General features: G+C 68.8%; 18 protein-coding genes. 1 reads left to right on the plus strand and 17 read right to left on the minus strand.

Translation table 11 applies throughout. The annotated features are described in order from the left end of the window. Positions 1 to 3: 3 nt before the first annotated feature. From ABIE19_RS04200 to ABIE19_RS04275, 16 genes are all read right to left on the minus strand, one after another. Positions 4 to 2,148 (minus strand): amylo-alpha-1,6-glucosidase, encoded by a 2,145-nt coding sequence (locus tag ABIE19_RS04200; RefSeq protein ID WP_354087879.1) that lies wholly within the window; start codon positions 2,146 to 2,148, stop codon positions 4 to 6. Positions 2,149 to 2,203: 55 nt separating this feature from the next. Next, positions 2,204 to 3,331, minus strand: coding sequence for a glycosyltransferase family 4 protein (locus ABIE19_RS04205; RefSeq protein ID WP_354087880.1), 1,128 nt, complete (start codon positions 3,329 to 3,331; stop codon positions 2,204 to 2,206). A gap of 108 nt (positions 3,332 to 3,439) precedes the next feature. Beyond that, positions 3,440 to 4,519 (minus strand): site-specific DNA-methyltransferase, encoded by a 1,080-nt coding sequence (locus tag ABIE19_RS04210; protein WP_354087881.1) that lies wholly within the window; start codon positions 4,517 to 4,519, stop codon positions 3,440 to 3,442. Between the two features lie 137 nt (positions 4,520 to 4,656). Beyond that, entirely contained in the window at positions 4,657 to 5,778 is a 1,122-nt protein-coding gene (locus ABIE19_RS04215) for a P1 family peptidase (protein ID WP_354087883.1), read from the minus strand. Then, the gene (locus ABIE19_RS04220) at positions 5,775 to 7,391 is read right to left on the minus strand and encodes an ABC transporter ATP-binding protein (RefSeq protein WP_354087885.1); all 1,617 of its coding nucleotides are present in this window, start codon (positions 7,389 to 7,391) and stop codon (positions 5,775 to 5,777) included. Before ABIE19_RS04220 ends, ABIE19_RS04215 begins: the two co-directional genes overlap by 4 nt. A 2-nt stretch (positions 7,392 to 7,393) precedes the next feature. Then, the gene (locus ABIE19_RS04225) at positions 7,394 to 8,248 is read right to left on the minus strand and encodes an ABC transporter permease (RefSeq protein WP_354087886.1); all 855 of its coding nucleotides are present in this window, start codon (positions 8,246 to 8,248) and stop codon (positions 7,394 to 7,396) included. Then, positions 8,245 to 10,833, minus strand: coding sequence for an ABC transporter substrate-binding protein (locus ABIE19_RS04230; RefSeq protein WP_354087887.1), 2,589 nt, complete (start codon positions 10,831 to 10,833; stop codon positions 8,245 to 8,247). Before ABIE19_RS04230 ends, ABIE19_RS04225 begins: the two co-directional genes overlap by 4 nt. A gap of 52 nt (positions 10,834 to 10,885) precedes the next feature. Beyond that, a complete protein-coding gene (gene aptA / locus ABIE19_RS04235) occupies positions 10,886 to 12,205 on the minus strand; it encodes an omega-aminotransferase AptA (RefSeq protein WP_354087888.1) in 1,320 nt (439 codons plus the stop codon). A 191-nt stretch (positions 12,206 to 12,396) separates the two neighbouring features. Further along, positions 12,397 to 14,604 carry a TonB-dependent receptor gene (locus ABIE19_RS04240; protein ID WP_354087889.1) on the minus strand — a complete coding sequence of 736 codons (2,208 nt, stop codon included), beginning with the start codon at positions 14,602 to 14,604 and terminating at the stop codon, positions 12,397 to 12,399. 291 nt (positions 14,605 to 14,895) lie between these two features. Then, the gene (locus ABIE19_RS04245) at positions 14,896 to 15,462 is read right to left on the minus strand and encodes a cupin domain-containing protein (protein WP_354087890.1); all 567 of its coding nucleotides are present in this window, start codon (positions 15,460 to 15,462) and stop codon (positions 14,896 to 14,898) included. 5 nt (positions 15,463 to 15,467) lie between these two features. Then, positions 15,468 to 16,754, minus strand: a complete 1,287-nt coding sequence (locus ABIE19_RS04250; protein WP_354087891.1) for an acetylornithine deacetylase/succinyl-diaminopimelate desuccinylase family protein — start codon at positions 16,752 to 16,754, stop codon at positions 15,468 to 15,470. Between the two features lie 10 nt (positions 16,755 to 16,764). Then, positions 16,765 to 17,883, minus strand: a complete 1,119-nt coding sequence (leuB, locus tag ABIE19_RS04255) for a 3-isopropylmalate dehydrogenase (protein ID WP_354087892.1) — start codon at positions 17,881 to 17,883, stop codon at positions 16,765 to 16,767. After that, positions 17,867 to 18,631 carry a glucose 1-dehydrogenase gene (locus tag ABIE19_RS04260; protein WP_354087893.1) on the minus strand — a complete coding sequence of 255 codons (765 nt, stop codon included), beginning with the start codon at positions 18,629 to 18,631 and terminating at the stop codon, positions 17,867 to 17,869. Before ABIE19_RS04260 ends, leuB begins: the two co-directional genes overlap by 17 nt. 15 nt (positions 18,632 to 18,646) lie before the next feature. Next, complete coding sequence (locus ABIE19_RS04265) at positions 18,647 to 20,092, minus strand: aldehyde dehydrogenase family protein (protein WP_354087894.1); 1,446 nt, start codon at positions 20,090 to 20,092, stop codon at positions 18,647 to 18,649. A 172-nt stretch (positions 20,093 to 20,264) separates the two neighbouring features. Continuing rightward, a complete protein-coding gene (locus ABIE19_RS04270) occupies positions 20,265 to 21,002 on the minus strand; it encodes a class I SAM-dependent methyltransferase (RefSeq protein ID WP_354087895.1) in 738 nt (245 codons plus the stop codon). 9 nt (positions 21,003 to 21,011) lie between these two features. Then, complete coding sequence (locus ABIE19_RS04275; RefSeq protein WP_354087896.1) at positions 21,012 to 21,461, minus strand: PACE efflux transporter; 450 nt, start codon at positions 21,459 to 21,461, stop codon at positions 21,012 to 21,014. An 85-nt stretch (positions 21,462 to 21,546) separates the two neighbouring features. On the opposite strand from ABIE19_RS04275, the gene ABIE19_RS04280 reads away from it, so the two are divergent. After that, positions 21,547 to 22,443 (plus strand): LysR family transcriptional regulator, encoded by an 897-nt coding sequence (locus tag ABIE19_RS04280; protein ID WP_354087897.1) that lies wholly within the window; start codon positions 21,547 to 21,549, stop codon positions 22,441 to 22,443. 59 nt (positions 22,444 to 22,502) lie between these two features. On the opposite strand, the gene ABIE19_RS04285 is transcribed toward ABIE19_RS04280, so the two are convergent. Continuing rightward, a complete protein-coding gene (locus ABIE19_RS04285; protein WP_354087898.1) occupies positions 22,503 to 23,477 on the minus strand; it encodes an alpha/beta hydrolase family protein in 975 nt (324 codons plus the stop codon). Positions 23,478 to 23,494: the final 17 nt, after the last annotated feature.

Here is a 23,494-nt window from a genome sequence, read left to right on the forward strand (position 1 = left end):
GCCCTATCCCGTGACCCGCAGGCTGACGCCGCCGCGTTCGCGCGGCATGACGGCGACATGGCCGTCCAGGCGCTGGAAGTTCAGGTCGATGACGCCGTCGCCGACCTGAAGGCCCGTCACGGACAGGCGTTCCAGCCCGGCGGGCAGGGTGGGGGCCGCGACCTCGACCAGACCCTCGATCGCGTCGATGGACACGCCCAGGACCGCCTGGAGCATCAGGAAGACCGAGCCCGCCGCCCAGGCCTGGGGCAGGCAGGCGACGGGATAGGCGATGGGCGGTTCGCCCGTCTCGCGCACGAAGCCGCAGAAGAGTTCGGGCAGCCGCAGGTGGAAGTGGGTGGCCGCGCCGTAGATTTCGTCCAGCAGCATGGCCACGGCCCGGCGCTCGCCGTAGCGGGCCATGCCGGCCGCCGCCATGGCCGTGTCGTGCGGCCAGACCGAGCCGTTGTGATAGCTCATGGGATTGAAGCGCGGCTGACCCTTGGCCAGGGTGCGCAGGCCCCAGCCGGAACGGAACTCGGCGGTCAGCAGGCGCCGGGTCACGCGCCGGGCCCGCTCCCTCGACGGCAGACCGCAGAACAGCAGGTGGCCGGCGTTGGAGCCGATGGCCTCCATCCGTCGCCCGTCGCCGTCCAGGGCTATGGCGTAGAAGCCCTGTTCCTCGATCCAGAAACGGTCCTCGACCAGGGCGCGGACAGCCTCGGCGCGGGCCGCCCATTCCGTGCGACGCTCATCGCCCAGAAGGCCGCCTAGGTCGGCCAGGGCGCGCCAGGCGGCGAAGGCGTAGCCCTGGACCTCCAGCAGGGCGACGGGGCCTTTCGGGAAACGGCCCTGGCTGTCGAAGATGGAGTCCTCTGAATCCTTCCAACCCTGGTTGGACAGGCCGGTCTCGGCCGCGCGGGCGTAGTCGATCAGACCGTCGCCGTTGCTGTCGCCATGGTCGCGCATCCAGTCCGCCGCGGCGATCAGATGAGGCCACAGGTCGCGGACGGTCGTCAGGTCCCCCGTGCGACGGGCGTAGGCGCCGGCCAGGGCGATGAACAGGCAGGTGGTGTCGACGCCGCCGTAGTAGAGGCCGAAGGGCACCTCGCCCAGGGCGCTCATCTCTCCGCCCCGGGTCTCGTGCATGATCTTGCCGGGGGCGGAGTCCATGAAGGCGTCGGTTCCGGTCGCCTGGCGAGCGGCGAGATAGGTCAGGACGCCCTTGGCCAGGGAAGGGTCGATCCACAGCATCTGCCAGGCGGTGATGATCCCGTCGCGGCCGAAGGGGGTCGAGAACCAGGGCACGCCCGCATAGGGATAGGGGCCGGTCGGCAGGTCGGTGGTCAGCAGGGCCACGTCCGTCCGGGACTGCGTCAGCCAGTCGTTGAAGCGCGGGCTGCGTCGGCCGCGCACGCTGGCCCCGCGCCGCATCCGTCGCCGCATGGCCAGACGGGCCTGGACGCCGTTCCAGCGGAAGCGGTCTTCATCCGGCGCCGCGCAGGCGTCGATCCCGCATTCGACATAGAGGTCGAGGCGACGCCCCCTGGGCAGGCTGAACATGAACTCGGCGCGTTCGGCGGTCAGACGGGCGGGCGGTTCGGAGAAGGCGATGCAACTGCTGCGATCGACCCCGTCCAGGCCGGTGTAGCGGAAGGCGACGCGTCGTCCGTCCGTCGTCGGCGGATGGATGCGGCCGTGCTGGGCCCTAGGCGTGCCCCGCACCTGGAAGATGTCGGCGAAGTCGGCGCCGAACTCGAAGGCGAGGGGCAGGAGGATGTCCTCGGTCCCGTGATTGACCACGCGGACCCGCTCGAACAGGCGTCGGTCCCACAGGAAGCGCCGTCTTTCCAGGTGCAGGACGCCCGCAGGGGCGGAGCGCCCGCCCATCGGCGGCAGGGGGCGGTTGGTCGAATGGCAGGCAAAGAAGACATTGTCCCGGGTGACGCCGGAACTCAGCCGCGAGGGGCGCGCCCGACCCACCGTCAGGACGAACCGCGACAGCAGGCGCGTGTCCCGGTCGAACAGGCCGTGCGCCCCGTCCTTCACGTCGCCCCAGGGATCGGCGACCAGGAAGGCGTCGCGGTCCTTGAGCGTCGTCAGCGTCTCCAGGCCGTCGTGCTCTCCCTCGTCGGCGGTCGTGGTCTGGATCGAATAGGCGTCGTCCATCTTCGCCTCTCTTCAACGCGCCCCTGCATGGGAAATGGCCGTGCGGCCCAAGGGTTCAGCCCAGGGCGCCGAAGCTGCGGATCTCTTCGGCGATGCGGGACGGTTCGGGCGGCGGCGGGGCGTCGTCGTTCAGGACGTGAAGCGCGAACGGCCGCCGGGCCAGGATGTCGGCGTAGACGTCCACATAGCGCCGCGCCATGGCCGTGGCCGAGAAGCGCAGATCGAAGCGGGCGCGGATCGCCTCCCGGTCCAGTTCGACGGCGCGGGCGGCGGCGGTCACGGCCTCGTCCAGGGTGTCGACCAGGAAGCCGGTGGCGCCGTCCTCGATGATTTCGGGCGTCGAACCGCAGCGGAAGGCCACGACCGGCGTGCCGCAGGCCATGGCCTCGATCATCACCAGGCCGAAGGGCTCGGGCCAGTCGATGGGAAAGAGCAGGGCGTCCGCTCCGCCCAGGAAATCGGACTTGTCGGCGTCGCCGATCTCTCCGACGAACTCGATCAGGGGATTGGCCTTCACCAGGGGCTCGATCGTCGTTTCCCAATAGGCGCGATCGGCGTCGTCGATCTTGGCGGCGATCTTCAGGGGCCGGTTCAGCCGGGTCGCGATCTCGATCGCGCGGTCAGGGCGTTTCTCGGGCGAGATGCGGCCCAGGAAGGCGAGATAGCCCCGGGACCGAGGCGAGAAGCGATAGAGGTCGCCGGGCATGCCGTGATGCACGGTGGCGCGCCAGTTGGCGCCGGGCAGGGGGCGTCGCTGATCGTCGGAGATGGAGATCAGGCCGAACTCGGGCCAGCGCGCATAGACGGGCGACAGGTCCTTCAGGTCCAGCCGCCCATGCAGGGTCGTCACCGTCTTGTCCGCCAGGGCGGCGAAGAAGGGGAAGTGGATGATGTCGGTGTGGAAGTGGATGACGTCGAAGTCGTTCGCCCGCTCCAGCACCTGGGACAGCATGGCCATGTGGGCGGCCAGGTCGGACTTCAGCGGCGCGGGATCCAGGCGGATGGCCTGATCGCGCACCGGGATCAGGCGCGCGCGGGTCCGCGCGTCGGCGCTGGCGAACAGGGTGACGTCGTGGCCGAGGTCGACCAGGGCGTCGGTCAGGTGGGCGACGACCCGCTCGGTGCCGCCGTAGAGCCTGGGCGGCACGGCCTCGTACAGGGGCGTGACTTGGGCGATCTTCATGACGAACTCCGACGCCGCGAGCGCGCGGCGGCGGTAGGTCAATCCGTCGCAGGGGGGCGGGTTCCAGCGTGACCGGAAGGAATGTCTCCGGAGGCGGAGGAACAGACCCTATTGCATGCCCGCGCGGATTTCGGCGCGAAGGACGTCGATGGGACGCAGGCCCGTGTCGGTCTTGAAGCGCCAGTAGGTCCAGCCGTTGCAGGCGGGTGCGTTTTCCAGCAGGGCGCCCAGCTTGTGGATCGAGCCGGTCATGGAGCCGGACACCAGCGAGCCGTCGGCGCGCACGCGGGCCTCATGGTCGCCCTTGGGGCAGTAGAGCTTGTCGCCGGGGGCCAGCAGACCGGCTTCCACCAGGGCGCCGAAGGGCACCTTGGGCTCGGCCTTCTTGGAGCCGGTGACGACCAGGTCCTCGGGCGAGGCGGGGATGACCGCCTTGATGCGCTTCTCGGCCAGCCTGGCGTAGGTTTCGTCGCGTTCGATGCCGATGAAATGACGGCCCAGGCGCTTGGCCGCGGCGCCCGTGGTGCCGGTGCCGAAGAAGGGGTCCAGGATGACGTCGCCGACGCGGCTGGCCGACAGCAGCACGCGGTGCAGCAGGGCCTCGGGCTTCTGGGTCGGGTGGGCCTTGTTCCCGTCATCGTCCTTCAGGCGTTCGCCGCCGGTGCACAGGGCGAGGGTCCAGTCCGAACGCATCTGGGTGTCTTCGTTGAAGGCCTTCAGCGCGTCGTAGTTGAAGGTGTAGCGCTTCTGCTCGCGCGACTTGGCGGCCCAGATCAGGGTCTCGTGGGCGTTGGTGAAACGCGTGCCCTTGAAGTTGGGCATGGGGTTGGACTTGCGCCAGATGATGTCGTTCAGCACCCAGAAGCCCAGATCCTGCATCGCTGCGCCCAGGCGGAAGATGTTGTGATAGCTGCCGATGACCCAGAGGCTGCCCTCGTCCTTCAGCACCCGGCGGCACTCGCCCAGCCAGGCGCGGGTGAAGGCGTCATAGGCGGCGAAGCTGTCGAACTTGTCCCAGTCGTCGTCGACGGCGTCGACCTTGGAGTTGTCGGGACGCAGCAGGTCGCCGCCCAACTGCAGGTTATAGGGCGGGTCGGCGAAGACCATGTCCACCGACTTGTCCGGCAGGCCCTTCAGCACCTCGATGCAGTCGCCACGCAGGATGACGTCGGTCTTCAACTCGGACATGGATAAGCGGCCCCGGACTGGTTAGGCGCTTATGGTGAATCCTTACGGTTAAGGCAGAGTAACCAAGACGCCCGGATCGACGTTTCCGTCATTCCAGGCGTCCTGGCCAGGCGTCCTGGCCGGACATGCCGGGCCTTCTACAGCTCCCGCCAGGTCTTGCCCGTGACGCCTTCGTAGTTGGTCGCGTTATAGACGCCGCGCGCCACGGCGCGGGCCAGGACGTCGGCGGCGACATTGCCCAGTTGGGCCACTGCGACCTGACGCAGGGCCGGGTTGTCGATGATCTTCTTGCCGGTGGACAGGCAGAACAGGGTGTCGCCGTCGAAGGGGGCGTGGGCCGGACGGATGGCGCGGGCCATGCCGTCCTGGGCCATGATGGCCATGCGCTGGCACTCCACCCGGGTCAGGGCGACGTCGGTGGCGATGCAGGCGATGGTGGTGTTCTCGCGCGGGCGGGCGCCGAACTTGGACAGGCCCCAGTCCTCGGCCGAGGCGTGCAGGCCCGAGGCGCCCAGGCCGCCGAACTCGTCGCCGATTTCATAGGGGGCGGCCCAGAAGGTCTTGCCGCCCGGCGCCACGACCGAGCCGACGCTGTTGACCGCCACGATGGCGCCGACCGTCCAGCCCGAGGCCATGACGGCGGACGCCGAGCCGATCCCGCCCTTCAGCGCCCCGGCTTCCGCGCCGTAGCCGGCGCCGGCGGTGCCCAGGTCGAAGCGGTCGCTCGCGGCCTCCAGCGCCTGGACCGACAGGCGGCGATAGGGCGGCTCCATCTCCCAGCGCTTGTTCCCGCCGTTGGCCAGGTCGTAGAGGCAGGCGGTCGGGATGATGGGCGAGGGGGGCACGCCCGGCGCCCCGCCCATGCCGTAGCCGCGCCCGCGCATCCCCATCCAGGCGGCGACGCTGTCAGCCGAGCCGAGGCCATAGACCGACCCGCCCGACAGGATGATGGCGTCCACTTCCTGCACCAGGTTTTCGGCGCGCAGGACGTCGGTCTCGCGCCCGGCGGGGCCGCCGCCGCGCACGTCCACGGCGGCTGTGGCGGGCTTTTCAGCCAGGATGACGGTGACGCCGGTGCGGACGCCCGCGTCGTGGGCCTGGCCGACCTTGATGCCCTCGACGTCGGTGATCAGGTTCAGCGGCCCGGTGCGACCCGACGCTCGGGCGGCGCTTTGGGCGGCCGGTTTGGCGCTCGCGACGCCGGCGGCGGAGGCGGCGGCGCCGATCAGGGCGGAGCCGAGGACGGTTCTGCGGTTCATCCGACGATTTCCTTTTCCAGAGCGTGATTGCGAACCAGATCCGGCGTCGCCGCCAGAAGTTTCTGCGTATAGGGGTGCGAAGGGGCGGCGAAGACGTCGGCGGTCGCGCCCTGTTCGACGATTTTTCCGGCCTGCATGACCAGCAGGCGATCCGTCACCGTACGCACGACGCTGAGGTCATGGGTGACGAAGAGGTAGGACAGGCCCAGCCGGTCCGACAGGTCGGCCAGCAGGTCCAGCACCTGGGCCCGCACCGAAACGTCCAGCGCCGAGACCGCCTCGTCCAGACAGATGACCGAGGGCTCGGTGATCAGGGCGCGGGCGATGGCGATACGCTGGCGTTGGCCGCCCGAGAACTCGTGCGGGTAGCGGTCGGCGGCGTTGCTGTTCAGCCCGACGCGCTCCAGCATTTCATCGACGCGGCGGCGGGCCTCGGCGGGGGTGGGTTTGGCGTCCAGGAGGTGGAAGTTCTCGGCGACCAGATCGCTGACCTTCCAGCGCGGATCGAAGCTGCCGTAGGGGTCCTGGAACACCACCTGGATGTCGCGGCGGATGGACTTCAGCGCGGCGCCGCGCGCGGCGGTGATGTCGCGACCCTTGACCCGGACGCGGCCCGCTTGCGGCGTCTCCAGCGCGAGGATGGCGCGCAGCAGGGTGGACTTGCCGCAGCCGCTTTCGCCGACCAGGCCGACGCTCTCGCCCGGCTGGATCGACAGGCTGACCTGGTCCACGGCGTGGAAGGTCCTGGCCTTGCCGAACAGGGCGGGCGCGCCGCCGTATTCGCGCACCAGACCCTCGACCTGAAGCACCGGGGCGGCGTCGGCCTGGGGGCGGCTGCGGCGCGTGGGGGCGTGGGTCGCGTTGGCCAGCAGGCGCTGGGAATAGGGATGCGCCATGCCGGTGTGGATGCGGCTGACCGGCGCTTCCTCGACCAGTTCGCCGTCCTTCATCACCGCCAGCCGGTCGGCGGTTTCGGCCACGACGGCGAGGTCGTGGGTGATGAGGATCAGGCCCATGCCGTCCTCGCGCACCAACCGCTTCAGCAGGTCGAGCACCTGGGCCTGGGTCGTCACGTCCAGCGCCGTCGTCGCCTCGTCCGCGATCAGCAGCTTGGGCGTCAGGGCGATGGCGATGGCGATGGCGACGCGCTGTCGCTGGCCGCCCGACAGCTCATGCGGATAGCGGGTCAGGGGGAAGCGTTCGGCGGGCAGGCCGACGCGGTCCAGCACCGACCGGGCGACGGCGAGGGCCTCCTTGCGCGAGGCCTTCCTGTGAAGGCGGACGGTCTCGGCGACCTGATCGCCGATGGTCATGACGGGGTTCAGGGCCGTCATCGGCTCCTGGAAGATGATGCCTACGTCGCGGCCGCGCACCTTTTGCATCATGGCGTCGGGGGCGTTCGAGACGATCTGACCGTTCAGGCGGATTTCGCCGGTCAGGGTCGCGCGCGGCGGCGTCAGGCCCAGCACGGCCAGAGACGTCATGGACTTGCCCGAGCCGCTTTCGCCGACCAGGCCGAGGATTTCGCCGGGGGCGACGGACAGGCTGACGGTCTTCAGGATCGGCGTCGAACCGATCGACAGGCTGAGGTCGCGGATGTCGAGGACGCTCATGCTCAACGCTCCCGCCGCACGCGCGGGTCGAACAGGTCGCGCAGGCCGTCGCCGGTCAGGCTGAGGCCCAGGACGGTGACGAAGATGGCCAGCCCCGGCATGATCGCCAGCCAGGGCGCGAAGCCGATCATGGTCTGGGCCTCGGCCAGCATCCGGCCCCAGCTGGGCGCGGGCGGCTGGGCGCCGAGGCCGACATAGGACAGGCCCGCCTCAGCCACGATGCCTACGGCGAACTGGATCGCCGCCTGCACGACCAGCAGGCTCATCAGATTGGGCAGGATGTGCTGGATCGAGATCAGGGCCCTCGACTTGCCCGCCGTGCGGGCGGCCAGGACGTATTCACGGGTCCACAGCCCTTGCGCCGCGCCGCGCGCCACGCGGGTGAAGACGGGGATGTTGAAGACGCCGATGGCGATGACGGCGTTGATCGCGCCCGGCCCCATGACGGCGGTGATCATCACGGCCAGCAGCAGGGCGGGGAAGGCGAAGATCAGGTCGTTGCCGCGCATGACCAACTCGTCGACCCAGCCGCCGCGCGCCGCCGCCGTCAGGCCCAGGGGCGTGCCGATCCCGACGCCTATGCCGACGGCGACGAAGGCCACGATCAGGGAGTTCTGCGCCCCCGCCATGATCATCGACAGCACGTCGCGGCCGAAGTGGTCCGTGCCCATCCAGTGGGCGGCCGAGGGGGCGGTCAGCTTGGCGGCGATGTCGACCGACTCGACGTCATAGGGCGTCCAGACGAGGGCCAGCAGGGCGGTGGCCAGCACGACGGCGGTCAGCGTGGCGCCGACGATCAGGGACAGGGGCCAGCGCACGCGGGGCTTGGCGGCGGGGACGGCGGGGGCGTCGGTCATGCGCGGCGTCCCCTCAGGCGCGGATCGGCGAACAGATAGGCCAGGTCGATCAGGAAGCTGACCAGCACCACGGCGAAGACCAGCACCACCACCACGCTCTGCACCACGATCAGGTCGCGCTGGGTGATGGCCTGGAAGACCAGTCGGCCCAAGCCGGGCAGGGAGAAGACGTTCTCGATGATGATGCCGCCCGCCAGCAGGAAGGGGAATTGCAGGCCGAGGATGGTCAGGACCGGGATCCAGGCGTTGCGCAGGGCATGACGCCACAGGGCCTGATTGACGCTCAGACCCTTGGCGCGGGCGGTGCGGACATAGTCCTCGTTCATGGTGTCCAACAGGGCGGTGCGCAGGACGCGGGCCAGGATGGCGGCCTGGGGCGCGGCCAGGGCCACGGCGGGCAGGATCAGGGCCTTGAAGGCGGGCCAGAAGCCCTGGCTCCAGCCGGGGAACCCGCCCGCCGAGAACCAGCCCAGGTTCACCGAGAACAGCAGGATCAGCAGCATGGCGATCCAGAAGTTGGGCAGGGCGACGCCGACCTGGGTCACGCCGATCAGGCCGGTGTCGACGGCGGTTCCCCTGCGGCTGGCGGCGGTGACGCCGATGGGCAGGGCGACGATCAGCGACAGGACGGTGGCCATCAGGGCCAGGGGGGCAGAGACCGCCAGACGTTCGGCGATCAGGCCGCCGACCGGCACCTGATAGGTGTAGCTGGTCCCGAACTTTCCGGTCAGCAGGTCGCCTAGCCAGACGAAGTAGCGCTCGAGGCCGGAGCCTTCGAGACCCATCTGCTGACGCAGGGCGGCGATGCTTTCCGGGCTGGCGTTCAGTCCCATCATATAGCTGGCCGGATCGCCGGGCACGACCTGCAGCAGCAGGAAGATGACCGCGGTGGCCGCCAGCAGGGTCAGGGCGTGGCCGCCCAGCTTCTTCAGCAGCCAGGCCGCGCCGAAGCGCCAGGCGACGAAGGCCAGCAGGGCGACGCCCGCGATCAGGCTGATCCAGCCCCAGGGCAGGCCGCCGCTCGCGCGCTCGGCGCTGGCGCTCGCGGCCGCGCCTGCGCCGGTCCATCCGGCGCCGGTGACGTCGTTGGCGGCGATGGGGCCGTTGATCCACAGGCCGTTCACGTCCGCCTTCCACACGCCGATGCGCGAGGACTGGAACAGGAAGCCGTTGACCGCGTCATCGGCGATGCGGCGTTGCAGGTCGCCCAGCAGGCGGTTGCGCGTCGGTTCGTCCGGGGCGGCGTTCACCTGGGCCAGCAGGGCGTCGAAGGCCGGGTTGTCGTAGCCGAAATAGTAGTCCTTGCGGCCGTAGATGTCGTAGTCCATCGGCTCGACGTGCTCGACGATGGTCAGGTCGAACTGGCGGCGCTTGAACACCTGATCCAGCCACTGGGCCCATTCCAGGTTCTCGATCTTGGCGCGGATGCCCGCCTGGGCCAGCTGTGAGATCAGCACCTCGCCGCTGCGTCGGGCGTAGGGGCGCGGCGGCAGGCGCAGGGTGACGTCTATGCCGTTGGGATAGCCCGCTTCGGCAAGTAGTCGGCGCGCCCTGGCCGGGTCGTGGGGATAGAGGCCGGTCAGGTCGACATAGCCCGGCGCCTGACGCGAATAGTGGCTGCCGATCGGCTGGCCGAAGCCGAACATGGCCCCCTGGATCAGGGCGTCGCGGTCGATGGCGTAGGACAGGGCGCGGCGCACCCGCACGTCGTTGAACGGCACCTTGGTGTTGTTGATCCCCAGGATGACCTTGCCCTCGGACGCGCCGACGACGACGCGGAAGCGCGGGTCGCGCTGGAACTGGGCCACGTTCTCGGGCGCGGGATAGTTGGGGAAGGCGTCCACGTCGCCCGCGCTGACAGCGGCGAAGGCGGCGGTCGGGTCGCTGATGAAGCGGAAGACGACGGTGTTCAGGCGGGGCGGCGTCCCCCAATAGCCGTCGCGGCGCACCAGGGTCAGCTGGCTGCCGCGCTGCCAGCCCTGCAGTTTGAACGGGCCGGTGCCGACCGGGGTGACGGCGTTGGTCGCGGCGCTCCTGGGCGAGACCATGACCGCGTCGCCCCAGGCCAGGACATAGGGCAGGGTCGCCATGGGCCGCGACAGGCGGATGCGCAGGGTCGCCGGATCGACGACCTCGACGCTCTGGATCGGCGCGAACAGGGCCTTCTGGGCGTTGGTCGACCCTTCGGCCGTGATGCGGTCCAGCGAGAACTTGGCCACCGAGGCGTCGAAGGGCGCGCCGTCGGAGAAGGTGACGCCGCGTCGCAGATGGAAGGTCCAGGTCAGGCCGTCGGGCGCAGCCTCCCAGGTCTCGGCCAGGGACGGGGCGACGGCGCCGTTCTGGGTCAGCCGGGTCAGGCCCTCGAAGACGTTGGCGTAGACGACTTCGTCCACCGCCGCGGCCGCGCCCGAGGTCGGATCGAGGTTCGGCGGCTCCAGCGGCAGGCCCAGGACCAGCCGATCGCGCGGGGCCTGCGCCTGGGCCTCATGGGCCGGGGCGAAGACCGTCAGGCCGACCAGCAGCGCGGCCGCCGCCAGCGTGCGGCCCAGCCGGTTCCATGCCTTGCGCCCCAAACCCCGCTTCACGCCGTCCTGTCTCCCCGTTGATGATGCAGCATCGCCCAAATCGCGCGCGGCGTCAGGGCGTGTTGCGCAGAATGTCGGTCAGGCGTCCGATGAGTTCGTCGACCTGTTCGCGGCTGATGATCAGGGGCGGGGACAGGGCGATGACGTCGCCGGTGACGCGGATCAGCAGGCCCTCGTCGAAGGCGCGGTGGAAGACCTCGGTCGCGCGGGCGCCGGGCGCCTCAGGCCGCGGGGCCAACTCGACGGCGGCGACCAGGCCCATGTTGCGGATGTCGATGACGTGGGGCGCGCCCTTAAGGCTGTGCACCGCCTCTTCCCAATAGGGGCCGAGGTCACGCGCCCGGTCGTACAGGCCCTCGCCTTCGTAGACGTCCAGCGTCGCCAGGCCGGCGGCGGCGGCCAGGGGGTGGCCCGAATAGGTGTAGCCGTGGAAGAATTCGATGCCGGGGCCGGCGGCGCCGTTGACCACGGCGTCGTAGATCTCGCCGCGCACGCCCACGGCGCCCATGGGCACGGCGCCGTTGGTCAGGCCCTTGGCGCAGGTCAGCAGGTCGGGGATGACGCCCAGGGTCTCGGCCGCCGTGGCGCCGCCGACGCGGCCGAAGCCGGTGATGACCTCGTCGAAGATCAGCAGGATGTCGTGGCGCGTGGTGATCTCGCGCAGGCGCTCCAGATAGCCGACCGGCGGCACGATGACCCCGGCCGAGCCGGACATGGGCTCGACGATGACGGCGGCGATGGTCTCGGCGCCGTGTTCGGCGATCAGGACTTCCAACTCGTCCGCCAGGTGCGCGCCCCAGGCCGGCTGCCCCCGCGAGAAGGCGGCCTCCTCCAGGTTCAGGGTGTGGGGCAGGTGATCGACGCCCGGCAGGGTCAGGAAGCCGCGTTTGTTGTTCTCCAGCCCGCCGACCGAGATGCCGCCGAAACCGACGCCGTGATAGCCCTTCTGGCGGCCGATCAGGCGGGTACGGTTCTCGAAGCCGCGCGCTCGTTGATAGGCCAGGGCGATCTTCAGGGCGCTGTCCACCGCCTCGGAACCCGAACCGGCGAAGAAGACGTGGTTGATGTCGGCCGGGAACAGCATGCCCAGCCGCGCCGCCAGTTCGAACACGAGGGGGTGCCCCAACTGGAAGGTCGGGGCGTAGTCCAGCACCTCGGCCTGGCGCTGGATGGCCTCGACGATGGGCTTGCGGGCGTGGCCGGCGTTGACGCACCACAGGCCCGCGGTCCCGTCCAGGATCGAGCGGCCGTCGGGGGTGAAGTAGTGCATGTCCCTGGCTGAGGCCAGCAACCGGGGATGCGCCTTGAAGCTGCGGTTCGCGGTGAACGGCATCCAGAAGGGATCGAGGTCGTTGGCGGCCCGTTGGGTCATGCGTGAATCCTTTCGAGACGACCAGTAGCGGATGAACGACCGTCAAAGGAAAGTCTGTTATTCACGCGCTTCAACATACTGAAAACATTGATGTCGTTCGCCGTCCGATCAGGATCGTGAGCGCCTTGATCAAGGGCGGGAAAAAGAGGATGCGGAGGACGGGGCGCCGTCCTCCGCATCGCGGCGGGCCGTCAGTACTGCAGGCTCAGGCGAGCGCCGATTGTCCGCGGGCGGCCCGGTTGGGCGATGTCCGCGCTGGTGAAGAAGTTACGCGTCAGGTCGTATTCCTGATCGAACAGGTTGCGGGCCCAGAAGGTGACGGACCAGTTGGCGTTTTCCGGCCCGACCGTCACGCTGGCGTTGGCCAGCCAGTAGTCCGGCACGTCGTATTTGACGCCCAGCCACGACGGATATTCGTCGCGATAGGAGTAGTTGGTCTCGGCCGTGACGGCGAAGCCGCTGACGGTCCAGTCGTAGCTGATGGAGCCGGAATAGCTCCAGGCCGGGAAGAGGATCGGATCGCCAGCCATGTCGACATAGACGGCGTGTCCGGCCAGACGCGAGGCCGGGACGTCCATGGCTTCGTACTCGTCGTATTCGCCCTTCTTGTAGCTGAGCGACTGGCTGATCCGCAGGCCTTGAATCGGCTTGAGGACAGCCTCGAGTTCCGCGCCCCAGATATGGGAGGAGGGCACGTTGGCGAAGCGACCGACCGGGCCGTTCTGACCCCAGACCGCCGACAGCACCTGCTGGTCGGAATAGTCGTAGTAGTAGGCCGCGCCGTTCAACTGGAACGCCCGCGACGGATCGGCCTTGAAGCCGACTTCGTAGGCCCAGAGGATTTCGGGATTGAAGGGCTGGATGCCGCTGCGGTCGCCGGTGTTGTAGGTGGTGAAGCCGCCCGACTTGGCGCCCCGGCTGGCCGACCCGTAGATCAGCAGGTTGTCGGTCGGCTTGAACTCCAGCGCGGCCTTGCCGGTCAGGGGCGTCATCTTGGTCTCGACGCTGGTCGGGGGCAGGGCGGTGGCGCCGCCGAAGGCCGAACCGAAGCCCTGAAGCTCGCGGGTCTCTTCCTCGTAGCGCAGGCCCAGAATGGCCTTCAGCTTGTCGGTGAAGGCGTATTCCGCCTGACCGAACAGGCTCCAGGACTCGACCGTCTGGTCATAGGTGACCTGGGCGTAGGTGCCGTAGATGTCGATGAAGTCCGAGAAGTAGCGCTCGTTCAGATCCTGCTTCGAATAATAGAAGCCGGCCACCCAGGTCAGGGGGCTGTCGTTGTCCGAGGCCAGGCGCAGTTCCTGCGAGATCACGTCCACGTCGCTGCCGAAGAAGGTGTCGGCCTCGACCGAGGCGCTGGAGTCCCAATCGCCGTATTCGCTGCGTTCCAGGGTCTCGTAGCTGGTGATGCTGGTCAGGTTCATGCCCTTGAGCGCCAGATTGGCGTTCAGCGACGTGCCCCAGGAGGAGTTGTCGCGCCCGGGCTTGGCGTTCGGGGCGCGGCCGATGGAGGCGGCGAAGCGCGGGGAAATGCCCCAGCCGGTCTTGGAGTGATCCTTGTCGGCGGGGATCAGGGGGCCTGCTCCGCCGCGCGTGCGCAGGTCGCTGAGCAGGTAGAGGCCCTGGTTCTCGGACTTGTCGATCCCGCCGTGGACGTCCAGCAGGAAGGACAGGGTCTCGCTGGGATCCCAGGCCAGCAGGGCGCGGGCGCCGGTGCGATCGGCGTCGCCCAGGCTTTCGCCGGTGGTCCGGTTGCGCTGCCAGGCGCCGCCCTGTTCGGTCGAGACGGCCAGGCGGCCGCGCAGGCCGCTCGCCAGGGGACCGGAGACATAGCCTTCGCCCCGGAACAGGTCATGGCTGCCCCATTCGGTCATCAGGCCGGCGGACAGTTCCTCGGTCGGGCGCTTGGTGACGAAGCTGATGGCGCCGCCGGTGGTGTTGCGGCCGTAGAGGGTGCCCTGAGGGCCGCGCAGCACCTCGACCCGGTCGATGTCGAAGATCAGGCCCTGGGTCATGACCGGGACCGGATAGGCGACCTCGTTTACATAGACGCCGACGGTGGGCGAGTTGTTTGAGGCGTAGTCCTGGAAGCCCACGCCGCGCATCCGGAACTGCGCGGCGCCGCCGCCGAAGGCCGGTTCGACCTCCAGGTTCGGCGTGGCGTTCTGAAGCTGGTTGACGTTGGTGACGCCCTGCTGCGTCAGGCTCTCGCCGCTGAGGACGCTGAGGGCGATGCCCACGTCCTGGGCCGCCTGCTCACGACGCTGGGCGGTGACGATGACGTCATCGACCGTGGTCGCGCGATCAGGCTGAGCCTGCTGGGCTGTGGCGGGGGCCACGGCCATGGTGGAAAACAGGGTCGCGAGCGCCCCGGCGGATACGCTGACCAGAAGACGATTCATCGTCTCATCCCTCCCAATAGGCCGCATGGATCGTTCTGAGCGATCTTGCGCGGCTTGCGGCGAGACAAGGGTCTCGCCATCCCTGCATCTAGCCTCCGAACGGGGGTGTTGTGCAATGCAGCAATCGTCGCCGCGCCCCGCTCCCTCTCCCTCTGTCACTCTGTTGTCACGCACGAAGTAGCTGGCGAAACGCGAGATGCGGCAAGCCTGTTTCTTTGTTGAGACAAGTTGCGGAGATGTATTGGAATTATAATTTCTTGATCAGGATTCTGATCATTCCGAGCAGGGCGATCAGAAGGTGGGGGGCGTGCAGGCGCTGATGACCACGCAGGGGCTGTCGCCGATGTTGCGGAATCGGTGCGGCAGGGGGCTGGGGAACAGATAGCCGTCGCCGGCCTTCAGCACCCGCGACTGGCCGTCCACGGTGACTTCCAGACGGCCGGAGATGACCAGTCCGCCTTCCTCGCCTTCGTGGGACAGCATGACCCGGCCGCTGTCCGAGCCGGGCTGATAGGTTTCATAGAGAATCTGCAGGCTGCTGTCGTGGCCCGAGCCCAACTGGCGGTAGGAGACCTCGCCGCGCGAGATGTCGGTCAGTTCGTCGTGGCGGTAGAAGTATTTGGCGGGGGTTTCGAACTCGGCGCTGAAGAACTCGCCCAGGGACACGCCCGCCGCGTCCAGAAGCCGCTTGAGCGAGCCGACCGAGGGACTGGTGCGGCCGCTCTCGACCAGGCTGACGGTGCTGGACGGCACGCCCGCCTTTCGCGCCAGGGCGCGCTGCGACAGGCCGAGGCGATCTCGAAGCGCCCGCAGGCGCGGGCCGATGATGTTCTCGTCTTCCATGTCGCCGCGCGCCATCTCGCTCATCCTCGCTTGCGGGTCAGCAGGTCATAGGCCGCTCTCGCCATGACCTTGGCCGAGTTGGTCATGTCGTCGATCCCGACCCATTCGTCGGGCTGGTGCGCCAGGTCCAGCACGCCGGGGCCGTAGGCGATGCAGTCCTTCAGCTTGCCGATGCGGTCGACGTGCTTCTGGTCGTAGGTGCCGGGCGAGCAGACGAACTGGGCCTTGCGCCCCAGCACCGTCTCGATGGCGGCGGCGGTCGTGCTGGCCACCGGGCCGTCGCGGTCGGCCATGCTGGGCGCCACCTGGAAGAGGTCGCGCATCTCGTAGCGGAAGCCGTGGCGCTGGGCCGCCAGGCCGTCGAGGATGGCCTTCACCTCGCCCTTCACGTCGTCCAGCGTCTCCTCGATCAGGAAGCGGCGGTCGATGATCATGCGGCTGGAATCGGCGACGCAGGGCGCGGGCAGGCCGTCGAAGCCCTCGGCCTGACCGCCGTGGATGGAGTTGATGTTCATGGTCGACTGGCGGGCGCCCTCGGGCACGACCGGCATGTCGGAATGGCGGGCGGCCATGGCGGGATAGAGCTTGCTCTCGAACTCTTCCATCACCGCGCCCATGTGGCGGATGGCCGAGTCGCCCAGGAAGGGCATGGAGCCGTGGGCGATGCGGCCCTTGGTCTCGATCTCGGCCCACCAGACGCCGCGATGGCCGATGCAGACCCGGTCCACGTTCAGCGGCTCGGGGATGATGACGTGGTTGACGCGCGGCTCCGAGAACCAGCCGCGCTCGGCCAGATAGGCGACGCCGCCGTAGCCGCCGGATTCCTCGTCCACCGTGCCGGAGATTTCGAGCGCGCCGGGCAGGGGCAGGCCGGAATCGATCAGGGCCTCGACCGCGATGATGGAGGCGGCCAGCCCGCCCTTCATGTCGCAGGCGCCCCGGCCGTAGACGCGACCGTCCTTCACCTCGCCGCCGAAGGGATCGACGGTCCAGCCGGACCCGACCTCGACCACGTCGATGTGGCTGTTGAAGTGGACGCAGGGTCCGGGTTCGGAGCCGGTCCAGCGGGCGATGACGTTGGTGCGGGGATATTTGTCGCTGTCGCCGGGCGAGCCCTCGCCGCGCACATATTCGACGGTGAAGCCGCGCTTCTTCAGCCGCTCGCCGATGTACTCCGCGCAGGGGCGATAGGCCTCGCCCGGCGGGTTGACGGTGGGAAAGCGGATCAGGTCCTGGGTCAGGGCGACCAGTTCGTCGGTGCGGCCGTCGATCAGGTCCATGACCGTCTGCATTGTGGGGGCGCTCATCGGTCGATCCTCACGCGAACTCTGTGTCCAGCGCGGCCAGAACCGCGTCGGTCATTTGAATGGTGGAGACGGGGGCGACGCCGGCCTCCGCGATGTCGGGCGTGCGGACGCCGCTGGACACGACCCGGCGCACTGCGCGCTCCAGCGCATCGGCTAGATCGGCGCGGTCGAAGGACCAACGCAGGCACAGGGCGAAGGACAGGATGGTCGCGATGGGGTTGGCGACGCCCTGGCCCGCGATATCCGGCGCCGAGCCGTGGATCGGCTCATAGAGCCCCCGGCTGTCGCCACCCTGATCCAGGCCGGACAGGGAGGCGGAGGGCAGCAGGCCCAGCGAGCCGGTCAGGGCCGCCGCCGCATCCGACAGGATGTCGCCGAACAGGTTGTCGGTGACGATGACGTCGAACTGGTCGGGGCGCCGGACCAACTGCATGGCGCAGTTGTCGGCGTACATGTGCGACAGCTCGACGTCAGGATAGTCGGCGGCGACCTCGGTCGCCACGGCGCGCCACAGGGCGCCTGTCTCCATGACATTGGCCTTGTCCACCGAGCAGACGCGGCGTTTGCGCGTACGGGCCAGCTCGAAGGCCGTGCGGCAGACGCGGGCGATCTCGGCCTCGGTATAGGCCTGGGTGTCGTAGGCGCGGCGCGCGCCGTCAGCATCGACCTCATTGGCGCGCGGCAGGCTGAAATAGACGCCCGCCGTGGCCTCGCGCACGATCAGGATGTCGAGGCCCCGGATCAGTTCGGGCTTCAAGGCCGAAGCGTCCAGCAGTTCGTCGAAACAGACGGCGGGCCGCAGGTTGGCGTAGAGATCCAGCGCCTGACGCAGGCGCAGTATGCCCATCTCGGGTCGCTGGGCGCGGGGCAGGTGGTCCCACTTCGGTCCGCCGACGGCGCCGAACAGGACGGCGTCGGAGGCCAGGGCTTGTTCGACCACGTCCTCCGCGATGGGCGCGCTGACGATGTCGATGCTGGCGCCGCCCGCGAGGGCCTCGCTCAGCTCAATTCGCAGCCCGGCGTTCCGGGCCCAGTCGACGACGCGCAGGGTCTCGCGGACGATCTCCGGTCCGATGCCGTCGCCGGGCAGGACCAGAAGCTTGAAGACGCGGTCAGATGCAGCGGCCACCGTCCACCTCCAGCGCCACGCCGGTGATCATCGAGGCGTCGTCCGAACAGAGGAAGGCGGCGGCGGCGCCCATGTCCTCGGGCGTCGAGAAGCGGCCGATGGGGATGGAGGCCAGGAACTTGGCCCGCACCTCGGGCGTGTCTGCGCCCATGAAGGTCTTCAGCAGGGGGGTGTCGCCCGCCACCGGGTTCAGGGCGTTCACTCGCACCTGGAAGGGCGCCAGCTCGACCGCCATGGCGCGGGTCGCCGTGATCACCCAGCCCTTGGAGGCGTTGTACCAGGTCAGGTTCGGCCGGGGGCTGACCCCGCCGGTCGAGGCGATGTTGAGGACGGCGCCCGAGCCCTGCGCCTTCATCGCCGGGACGAAGGCCTTCGACATCAGATAGATGGAGCGCATGTTGACGGCGGCGATGCGGTCGAAGGCCTCGTCCGACAGTTCGTCCAGGGGTTGGGGCGTGTGGCCGACGCCGGCGTTGTTGACCACGATGTCGATCCCGCCTAGCAGGCGGTTCGCGATCTCGGCCAGGGCGGCGACCTGCTCGGCGTTCGATACGTCGACGGCGACGCCCAGGTCGGCGTCGCCCAGTTCAGCGGCCAGGGCGCGAGCGGCGTCCCCGTTCAGGTCGGCGACGATGACGCGGGCGCCTTCCTCGGCGAAGCGGCGCGCGATGCCGGCGCCGAAGCCGGAGGCGCCGCCCGTGACGATCGCCCGCTTGCCCTCCAGCCGCTTCGATCTGTTCTCCCCCAAGACGCCTACTCCCTGCTATCCGTGATGGGCCGCGACGGTCTTCAGGGTGGTGAAGGCGTAGAGCGCCTCGAACCCCTTTTCGCGACCGTGGCCCGATTTTCCGACGCCGCCGAAGGGCAGTTCGACCCCGCCCGCCGCGCCGTAGTTGTTGATGAAGACCTGTCCGGCCCGCAGCCGTTTCGCCAGCCGCATCTGCCGCCCGCCGTCGGCGGTCCAGACCCCGGCGACCAGGCCGTAGTCCGTGCCGTTGGCGACGGCGACGGCCTCGTCCTCCGTCTCGAACGGGATGACGACGACGGCGGGGCCGAAGATTTCCTGCTGGGCCAGCGGGTGATCGGGCGCGACGTTTGCGAACAGGGTGGGCGCGACATAGGCGCCGCCTTCGGGCAGATCGCCCAGCCTCGCCTGGGCGACGATCAGGCCGTCGGCGCGGCCCTTCTCGATGAAGCCTTCGACCATGGCCTGCTGCTTCTTAGACACCAGAGGGCCGACGTCGCGGTCGTCCATCGCCGGGCCGACGCTCAGGGCGCTGAAACGCTCGGCCATGCGGCGCACGACCTCGCCATAGACGCCGCGTTGGACCAGGACGCGCGATCCGGCCGAGCAGGTCTGGCCCGCGTTCTGGACGCCCGCGTTGACGAGGAAGGGCAGGGCCTTGTCCAGGTCGGCGTCGTCGAACACCAACTGAGGCGACTTGCCGCCCAACTCCAGCGTCACGGGCACGGCGTTGAGGGCCGCCGCCTGCTGGATGGCCGCGCCCACCCCGGTCGAGCCGGTGAAGGACAGGTGGTTGATTCCGGGGTGAGCGGCCAGGGCCGCGCCCGCTTCCGCGCCCGTGCCGGTCACGACGTTCAAGGCGCCTGCGGGCATTCCGCAGTCGGCGGCGATATGGGCGAAGGCCAGGGCGGTCAGCGAGGCCTGCTCGGCGGGCTTCAGCACCACGGCGTTGCCCACGCATAGGGCCGCCACGACCGAACGGCCGATGATCTGCATCGGATAGTTCCAGGGGATGATGTGCCCCGTCACCCCGTGCGGCTCGCGCAGGGTGTAGACGGTGTAGCCGTCCTGGAAGGGAATGGTCTCGCCGTGCAGCTTGTCCGCCGCGCCGGCGTAGAATTCGAGGTAGCGGGCCAGGGCGATCACGTCGTTGCGGGCCTGCTTCAGCGGCTTGCCGACGTCTAGGGCCTCAAGCTCGGCCAGCATGTCGATGCGGGCTTCGACCTCGCGCCCCATGCGGGCCAGGATGCGGCCGCGCTCGACCGCCGTGGTCCGGCCCCAGTCTCCGTCGAAGGCGATGCGGGCGGCCTGGACGGCGGCGTCCACATCGGCGGCGGTCCCGGCGGCCAGGGCGCCCATGACCGCGCCCGTCGAGGGATTCTCGATCGGCAGGGTCGCTCCGCCGTCCGCCGCGCGCCAGACGCCGCCGATGAAGACCTGATCCGTCGCGAACGGCGCCGTCATATGCTTCCTGCTCAATCCCTGTGCGATCTTCTGCGGGATCGCTGACACGAGAGTGGGCCTGATTATGGATTGTGCAACAAGCCCTTTTCGGGAAGCGCTCAAGTCATTGATTTTGTGATCTAGGCGATCAGAATTCTGAGCGAATTGGGCGGATTTCAACAGCCTGAGGCGGTCAGGCGGCGGCCTTTCGGGCTGAAACGATCAGCATCATCGGGCGCTCCAGCTCCTCGGCCAGGGCGGGGGTGCGGTCGATCTGTTCCGCCGTCGGGGCGAACTCCTCCACCGCCTGGATGAGGAAGTCGGCGCGGATGAGGGCGTTCAGGGTGGTCGCCAGGGTTCGGTGATGCTTGAGCACCCCCTTCACGAACCAGTCGGTGCGGCGTTCGCCCTCCAGGGCGTACTGGTCGACAGGCCAGGTCTTGCGGCCGTCCGGGCCGGTCAGCCAGTCGGCATGGGCCGCCGCCATGTAGATCGGATGCTCGATGGTGAAGACCAGGCCGCCGCCCGGCGTCAGGGCGCGGCCGATCGCGCGGACCAGGCGGTCGAAGTCCCGCACATAGTGGAAGGCCAGGGCGCTGAAGGCGAAATCGAAGGTGTCGGCGGGCAGGTCCAGGTCTTCCAGGTCGGCGAGGCTGTACTGGATCGCGGGATCGGCCGTGTCGGCCCTCGCCCGCGCCAGCATGGTTTCGGACAGGTCCAGGCCCAGGACCGAGGTCGCGCCCTGTTCCCGCATCCAGCGCGCGGCCCAGCCGAAGCCGCAGCCCAGGTCCAGGACGCGTCGCCCCGTCAGATCGGGGATCAGGGCGCGGACGGCGGGCCATTCCGGCGCCCCGTCCAGGCCCAGGGTCTGGCGCGGCAGGCGGCTGTATCCGGCGAAGAAGGCGGGATCGTCATAGATGTTCTGGGCCATGGCTTCAGCCTAGGCCGCGCGCGGGGCGGCTTCAAAGGCGGAGACCGTCGGAACCGGGAAGAGGCGGTCGTAGGTCAGATTGAAGAGGAAGGCGTAGACCAGATAGAAGGCGACGATGGCCAAGTCCATCATCAGGGCCGCCCACAGGCTGATGCCCAGGAACCAGGCGACCATGGGGATCAGCAGGATCACCAGCCCGCCCTCGAACATCAGGGCGTGGACGACGCGCAGGCCGAAGGTCTTGCGCACCCCGCCCGTGAACCGGATCAGCGCCCGGTCGAAGCCGAGGTTGAACACGAAGTTCCAGACGGTGGCGATGGTGGCCGACACGATCCCGATCACGCCCATGCGCTCGATCGGATGGTTGAAGGCCAGGGCCGCGCCGGGCGTGAATATGGCCAGGGCGAAGGCTTCGAAAAGGACTGCATGTCGGATCCGGTCGGGCAGGGTGCGCGACATCGGGAGCTCCTGTCGTTGTTTCCGAGCGGGGTTCTATCCGTTATTCTGCATGTTCAAAGTTGGGTTGTATCTGGATTTGAGATAGATGCAGGTTTCCATGGAGCAACTGGCGGCCTTTGTCGCGGCGGCGGAGCAGGGGTCCTTCTCGGCGGCGGGGCGGAGCCTGGGCAAGGCGCAGTCGGCGGTCAGCACCCAGGTGGCGGCGCTGGAGGACGACCTGGGCCTGTCCCTGTTCAGCCGCGCCGGCCGCAATCCCGTCCTGACGCCCGCCGGCGAGCGGTTGTTGAGCGAGGCCCGACTGATCCTCGACCGGCGCGAGCACCTGATCGGCATGGCCGCCGCCTTCGAGGCGCATGTCGAGAAGCGGCTGGTGGTGGCGGTGGACGAACTTTATCCGGAGCCCGTGCTGGGCGCGCTGCTGGCGCGTTTCGCCCAGGCCTTTCCCCATGTCGAGCTGGAGGTCCTGGTTCCGGTCATGGAGGACGTCAGCCGCCTGGTGCTGGACGGCAAGGCCGACGTCGGCGTGATGTGGCGGCAGGAGAAGCTGCCGACGGAGCTGGGCTTCCACACCCTGGGGTGGACGCCGATGAAGCTGGTCTGCGGCGCCGCCCACCCCCTGGCCGAGGCGGAGGTGGAGTGGGAGGACCTGAAGCGGCACCGCCAGATCATGGTGACGGTCCGGATCGAGGGAACCGAGAAGCATCGCCTTCGCGTCGGCGCCGAGGTCTGGTGGGTGGAGAGCCACTGGCTGATCCTGCAGATCCTGCGGCAGGGCGTCGGCTGGGCCCTGATCCCGGCCCACATCATGGATCATTCGCCCCTGGCGCGGGACCTGGCGACCCCCAGGCTGAAGTTCGACGAAGGCATGCATCCCGTCGCCCTGGAACTGATCTGGCACAAGCAGCGCCCGGTCGGCCCGGCGGCGACCTGGCTGCGCCAGGCCTTCGCCGCCACGAGGATCGACGCGGAAAGGGCGGCCTAGCCGCCGAGTCCGGAGCCGGGAGCGCGTTCGCGCCCCCGACATCGCCTCCCGGTCGATGGTCAGCCCATGTATCTGGCCAGGTAGGACAGGACCTTCTCGGGGTGACGGCCGAACCAGTTGTAGCCGTCCTCGAAGCGCTTGGTGGTGCCTTCGATCCAGTACAGTTCCTTGTCCGTGCTGCCCAAGGCGTCGAAGGTGCTCTGGGCGTCGCTCGGATTCTCGACCACCGCGTCGTCGAGCACCTGCCACATCAGGACCGGCAGCTTGACGTTCGGCGCCCACAGCCGGCCCGACATGTCGGCGGCGGGGAAACCGCCCAGCTTGAGCAGTTCCAGGTCGATCAGCTCCTGATATTGGCTGACGCCCTGATAGCCCGAAAGCGTGCTGAGGACCGAGGTCATGTTCGGCACCAGCGGGCTGAGCAGGCATTTGACGTTCTCGAACAGGTCGGGACGCTTGGTGATCGCCGCGTACTGAGAGACGCCGCCCAGGCATTGGCTGAACAGGGCGACGTCCATCTGGCCCAGGCGCGGGTGGGCGTCGACGAAGGCCTTCACGCCCACGCAGTCGCGCCATTCCCACTGACCGACGCCGCTGACGCCGCCGTTGGCCGCGCCGCTCTGGCCGTGGTTGCGGAAGTCATAGGTCAGGACATTGTAGCCGGCGTCGGTCAGGTGCTTGTACTGGATGACGAAGTCGATCTCGACTGGTTCGATGAAGTCGCTCCAGGGCGGGCCCATGTGGCCGGGATAGCCGGCGCGGCACATGGGCAGGGCGTGGTTGAAGATGACCAGCTTCTTGCTCTCGCCGCCCTTGGCCGGGATGTACCAAGCCTCCAGCGGGGTGCCGTCGTCCGAGGGGATGGACCAGGTCTCCCAGTCGGTCATCCCGTATTCGTCGGGGTTCTTGAAGATGAAGCTGCGCGGCATCTTCACCATGCCAGCCAGCGCCTTGACCTTGGCGTGATCCTCCTCGGAGATGGATTTCTCCTGCTTCAGGGCCGCCTGCATCCGTTCTTTCGAAATGCCCGTCATGATCAGACTCCTTCGTC

It is taken from the genome of Brevundimonas faecalis (assembly GCF_040549405.1).
Taxonomy (GTDB): Bacteria; Pseudomonadota; Alphaproteobacteria; order Caulobacterales; family Caulobacteraceae; genus Brevundimonas; species Brevundimonas faecalis.

Excerpts from the sequence above, each read along its gene's own strand:
- ABIE19_RS04250 (WP_354087891.1), bottom strand. The coding sequence starts at position 16,754 with ATGAGCGCCCCCACAATGCAGACGGTCATGGACCTGATCGACGGCCGC.
- ABIE19_RS04200 (WP_354087879.1), bottom strand. The coding sequence starts at position 2,148 with ATGGACGACGCCTATTCGATCCAGACCACGACCGCCGACGAGGGAGAG.
- ABIE19_RS04240 (WP_354087889.1), bottom strand. The coding sequence starts at position 14,604 with ATGAATCGTCTTCTGGTCAGCGTATCCGCCGGGGCGCTCGCGACCCTG.
- ABIE19_RS04270 (WP_354087895.1), bottom strand. The coding sequence starts at position 21,002 with ATGGCCCAGAACATCTATGACGATCCCGCCTTCTTCGCCGGATACAGC.
- ABIE19_RS04265 (WP_354087894.1), bottom strand. The coding sequence starts at position 20,092 with ATGACGGCGCCGTTCGCGACGGATCAGGTCTTCATCGGCGGCGTCTGG.
- ABIE19_RS04275 (WP_354087896.1), bottom strand. The coding sequence starts at position 21,461 with ATGTCGCGCACCCTGCCCGACCGGATCCGACATGCAGTCCTTTTCGAA.
- ABIE19_RS04205 (WP_354087880.1), bottom strand. The coding sequence starts at position 3,331 with ATGAAGATCGCCCAAGTCACGCCCCTGTACGAGGCCGTGCCGCCCAGG.
- ABIE19_RS04210 (WP_354087881.1), bottom strand. The coding sequence starts at position 4,519 with ATGTCCGAGTTGAAGACCGACGTCATCCTGCGTGGCGACTGCATCGAG.
- ABIE19_RS04220 (WP_354087885.1), bottom strand. The coding sequence starts at position 7,391 with ATGAGCGTCCTCGACATCCGCGACCTCAGCCTGTCGATCGGTTCGACG.
- ABIE19_RS04245 (WP_354087890.1), bottom strand. The coding sequence starts at position 15,462 with ATGGCGCGCGGCGACATGGAAGACGAGAACATCATCGGCCCGCGCCTG.
- aptA (WP_354087888.1), bottom strand. The coding sequence starts at position 12,205 with ATGACCCAACGGGCCGCCAACGACCTCGATCCCTTCTGGATGCCGTTC.
- ABIE19_RS04280 (WP_354087897.1), top strand. The coding sequence starts at position 21,547 with ATGCAGGTTTCCATGGAGCAACTGGCGGCCTTTGTCGCGGCGGCGGAG.
- ABIE19_RS04215 (WP_354087883.1), bottom strand. The coding sequence starts at position 5,778 with ATGAACCGCAGAACCGTCCTCGGCTCCGCCCTGATCGGCGCCGCCGCC.
- ABIE19_RS04285 (WP_354087898.1), bottom strand. The coding sequence starts at position 23,477 with ATGACGGGCATTTCGAAAGAACGGATGCAGGCGGCCCTGAAGCAGGAG.
- ABIE19_RS04225 (WP_354087886.1), bottom strand. The coding sequence starts at position 8,248 with ATGACCGACGCCCCCGCCGTCCCCGCCGCCAAGCCCCGCGTGCGCTGG.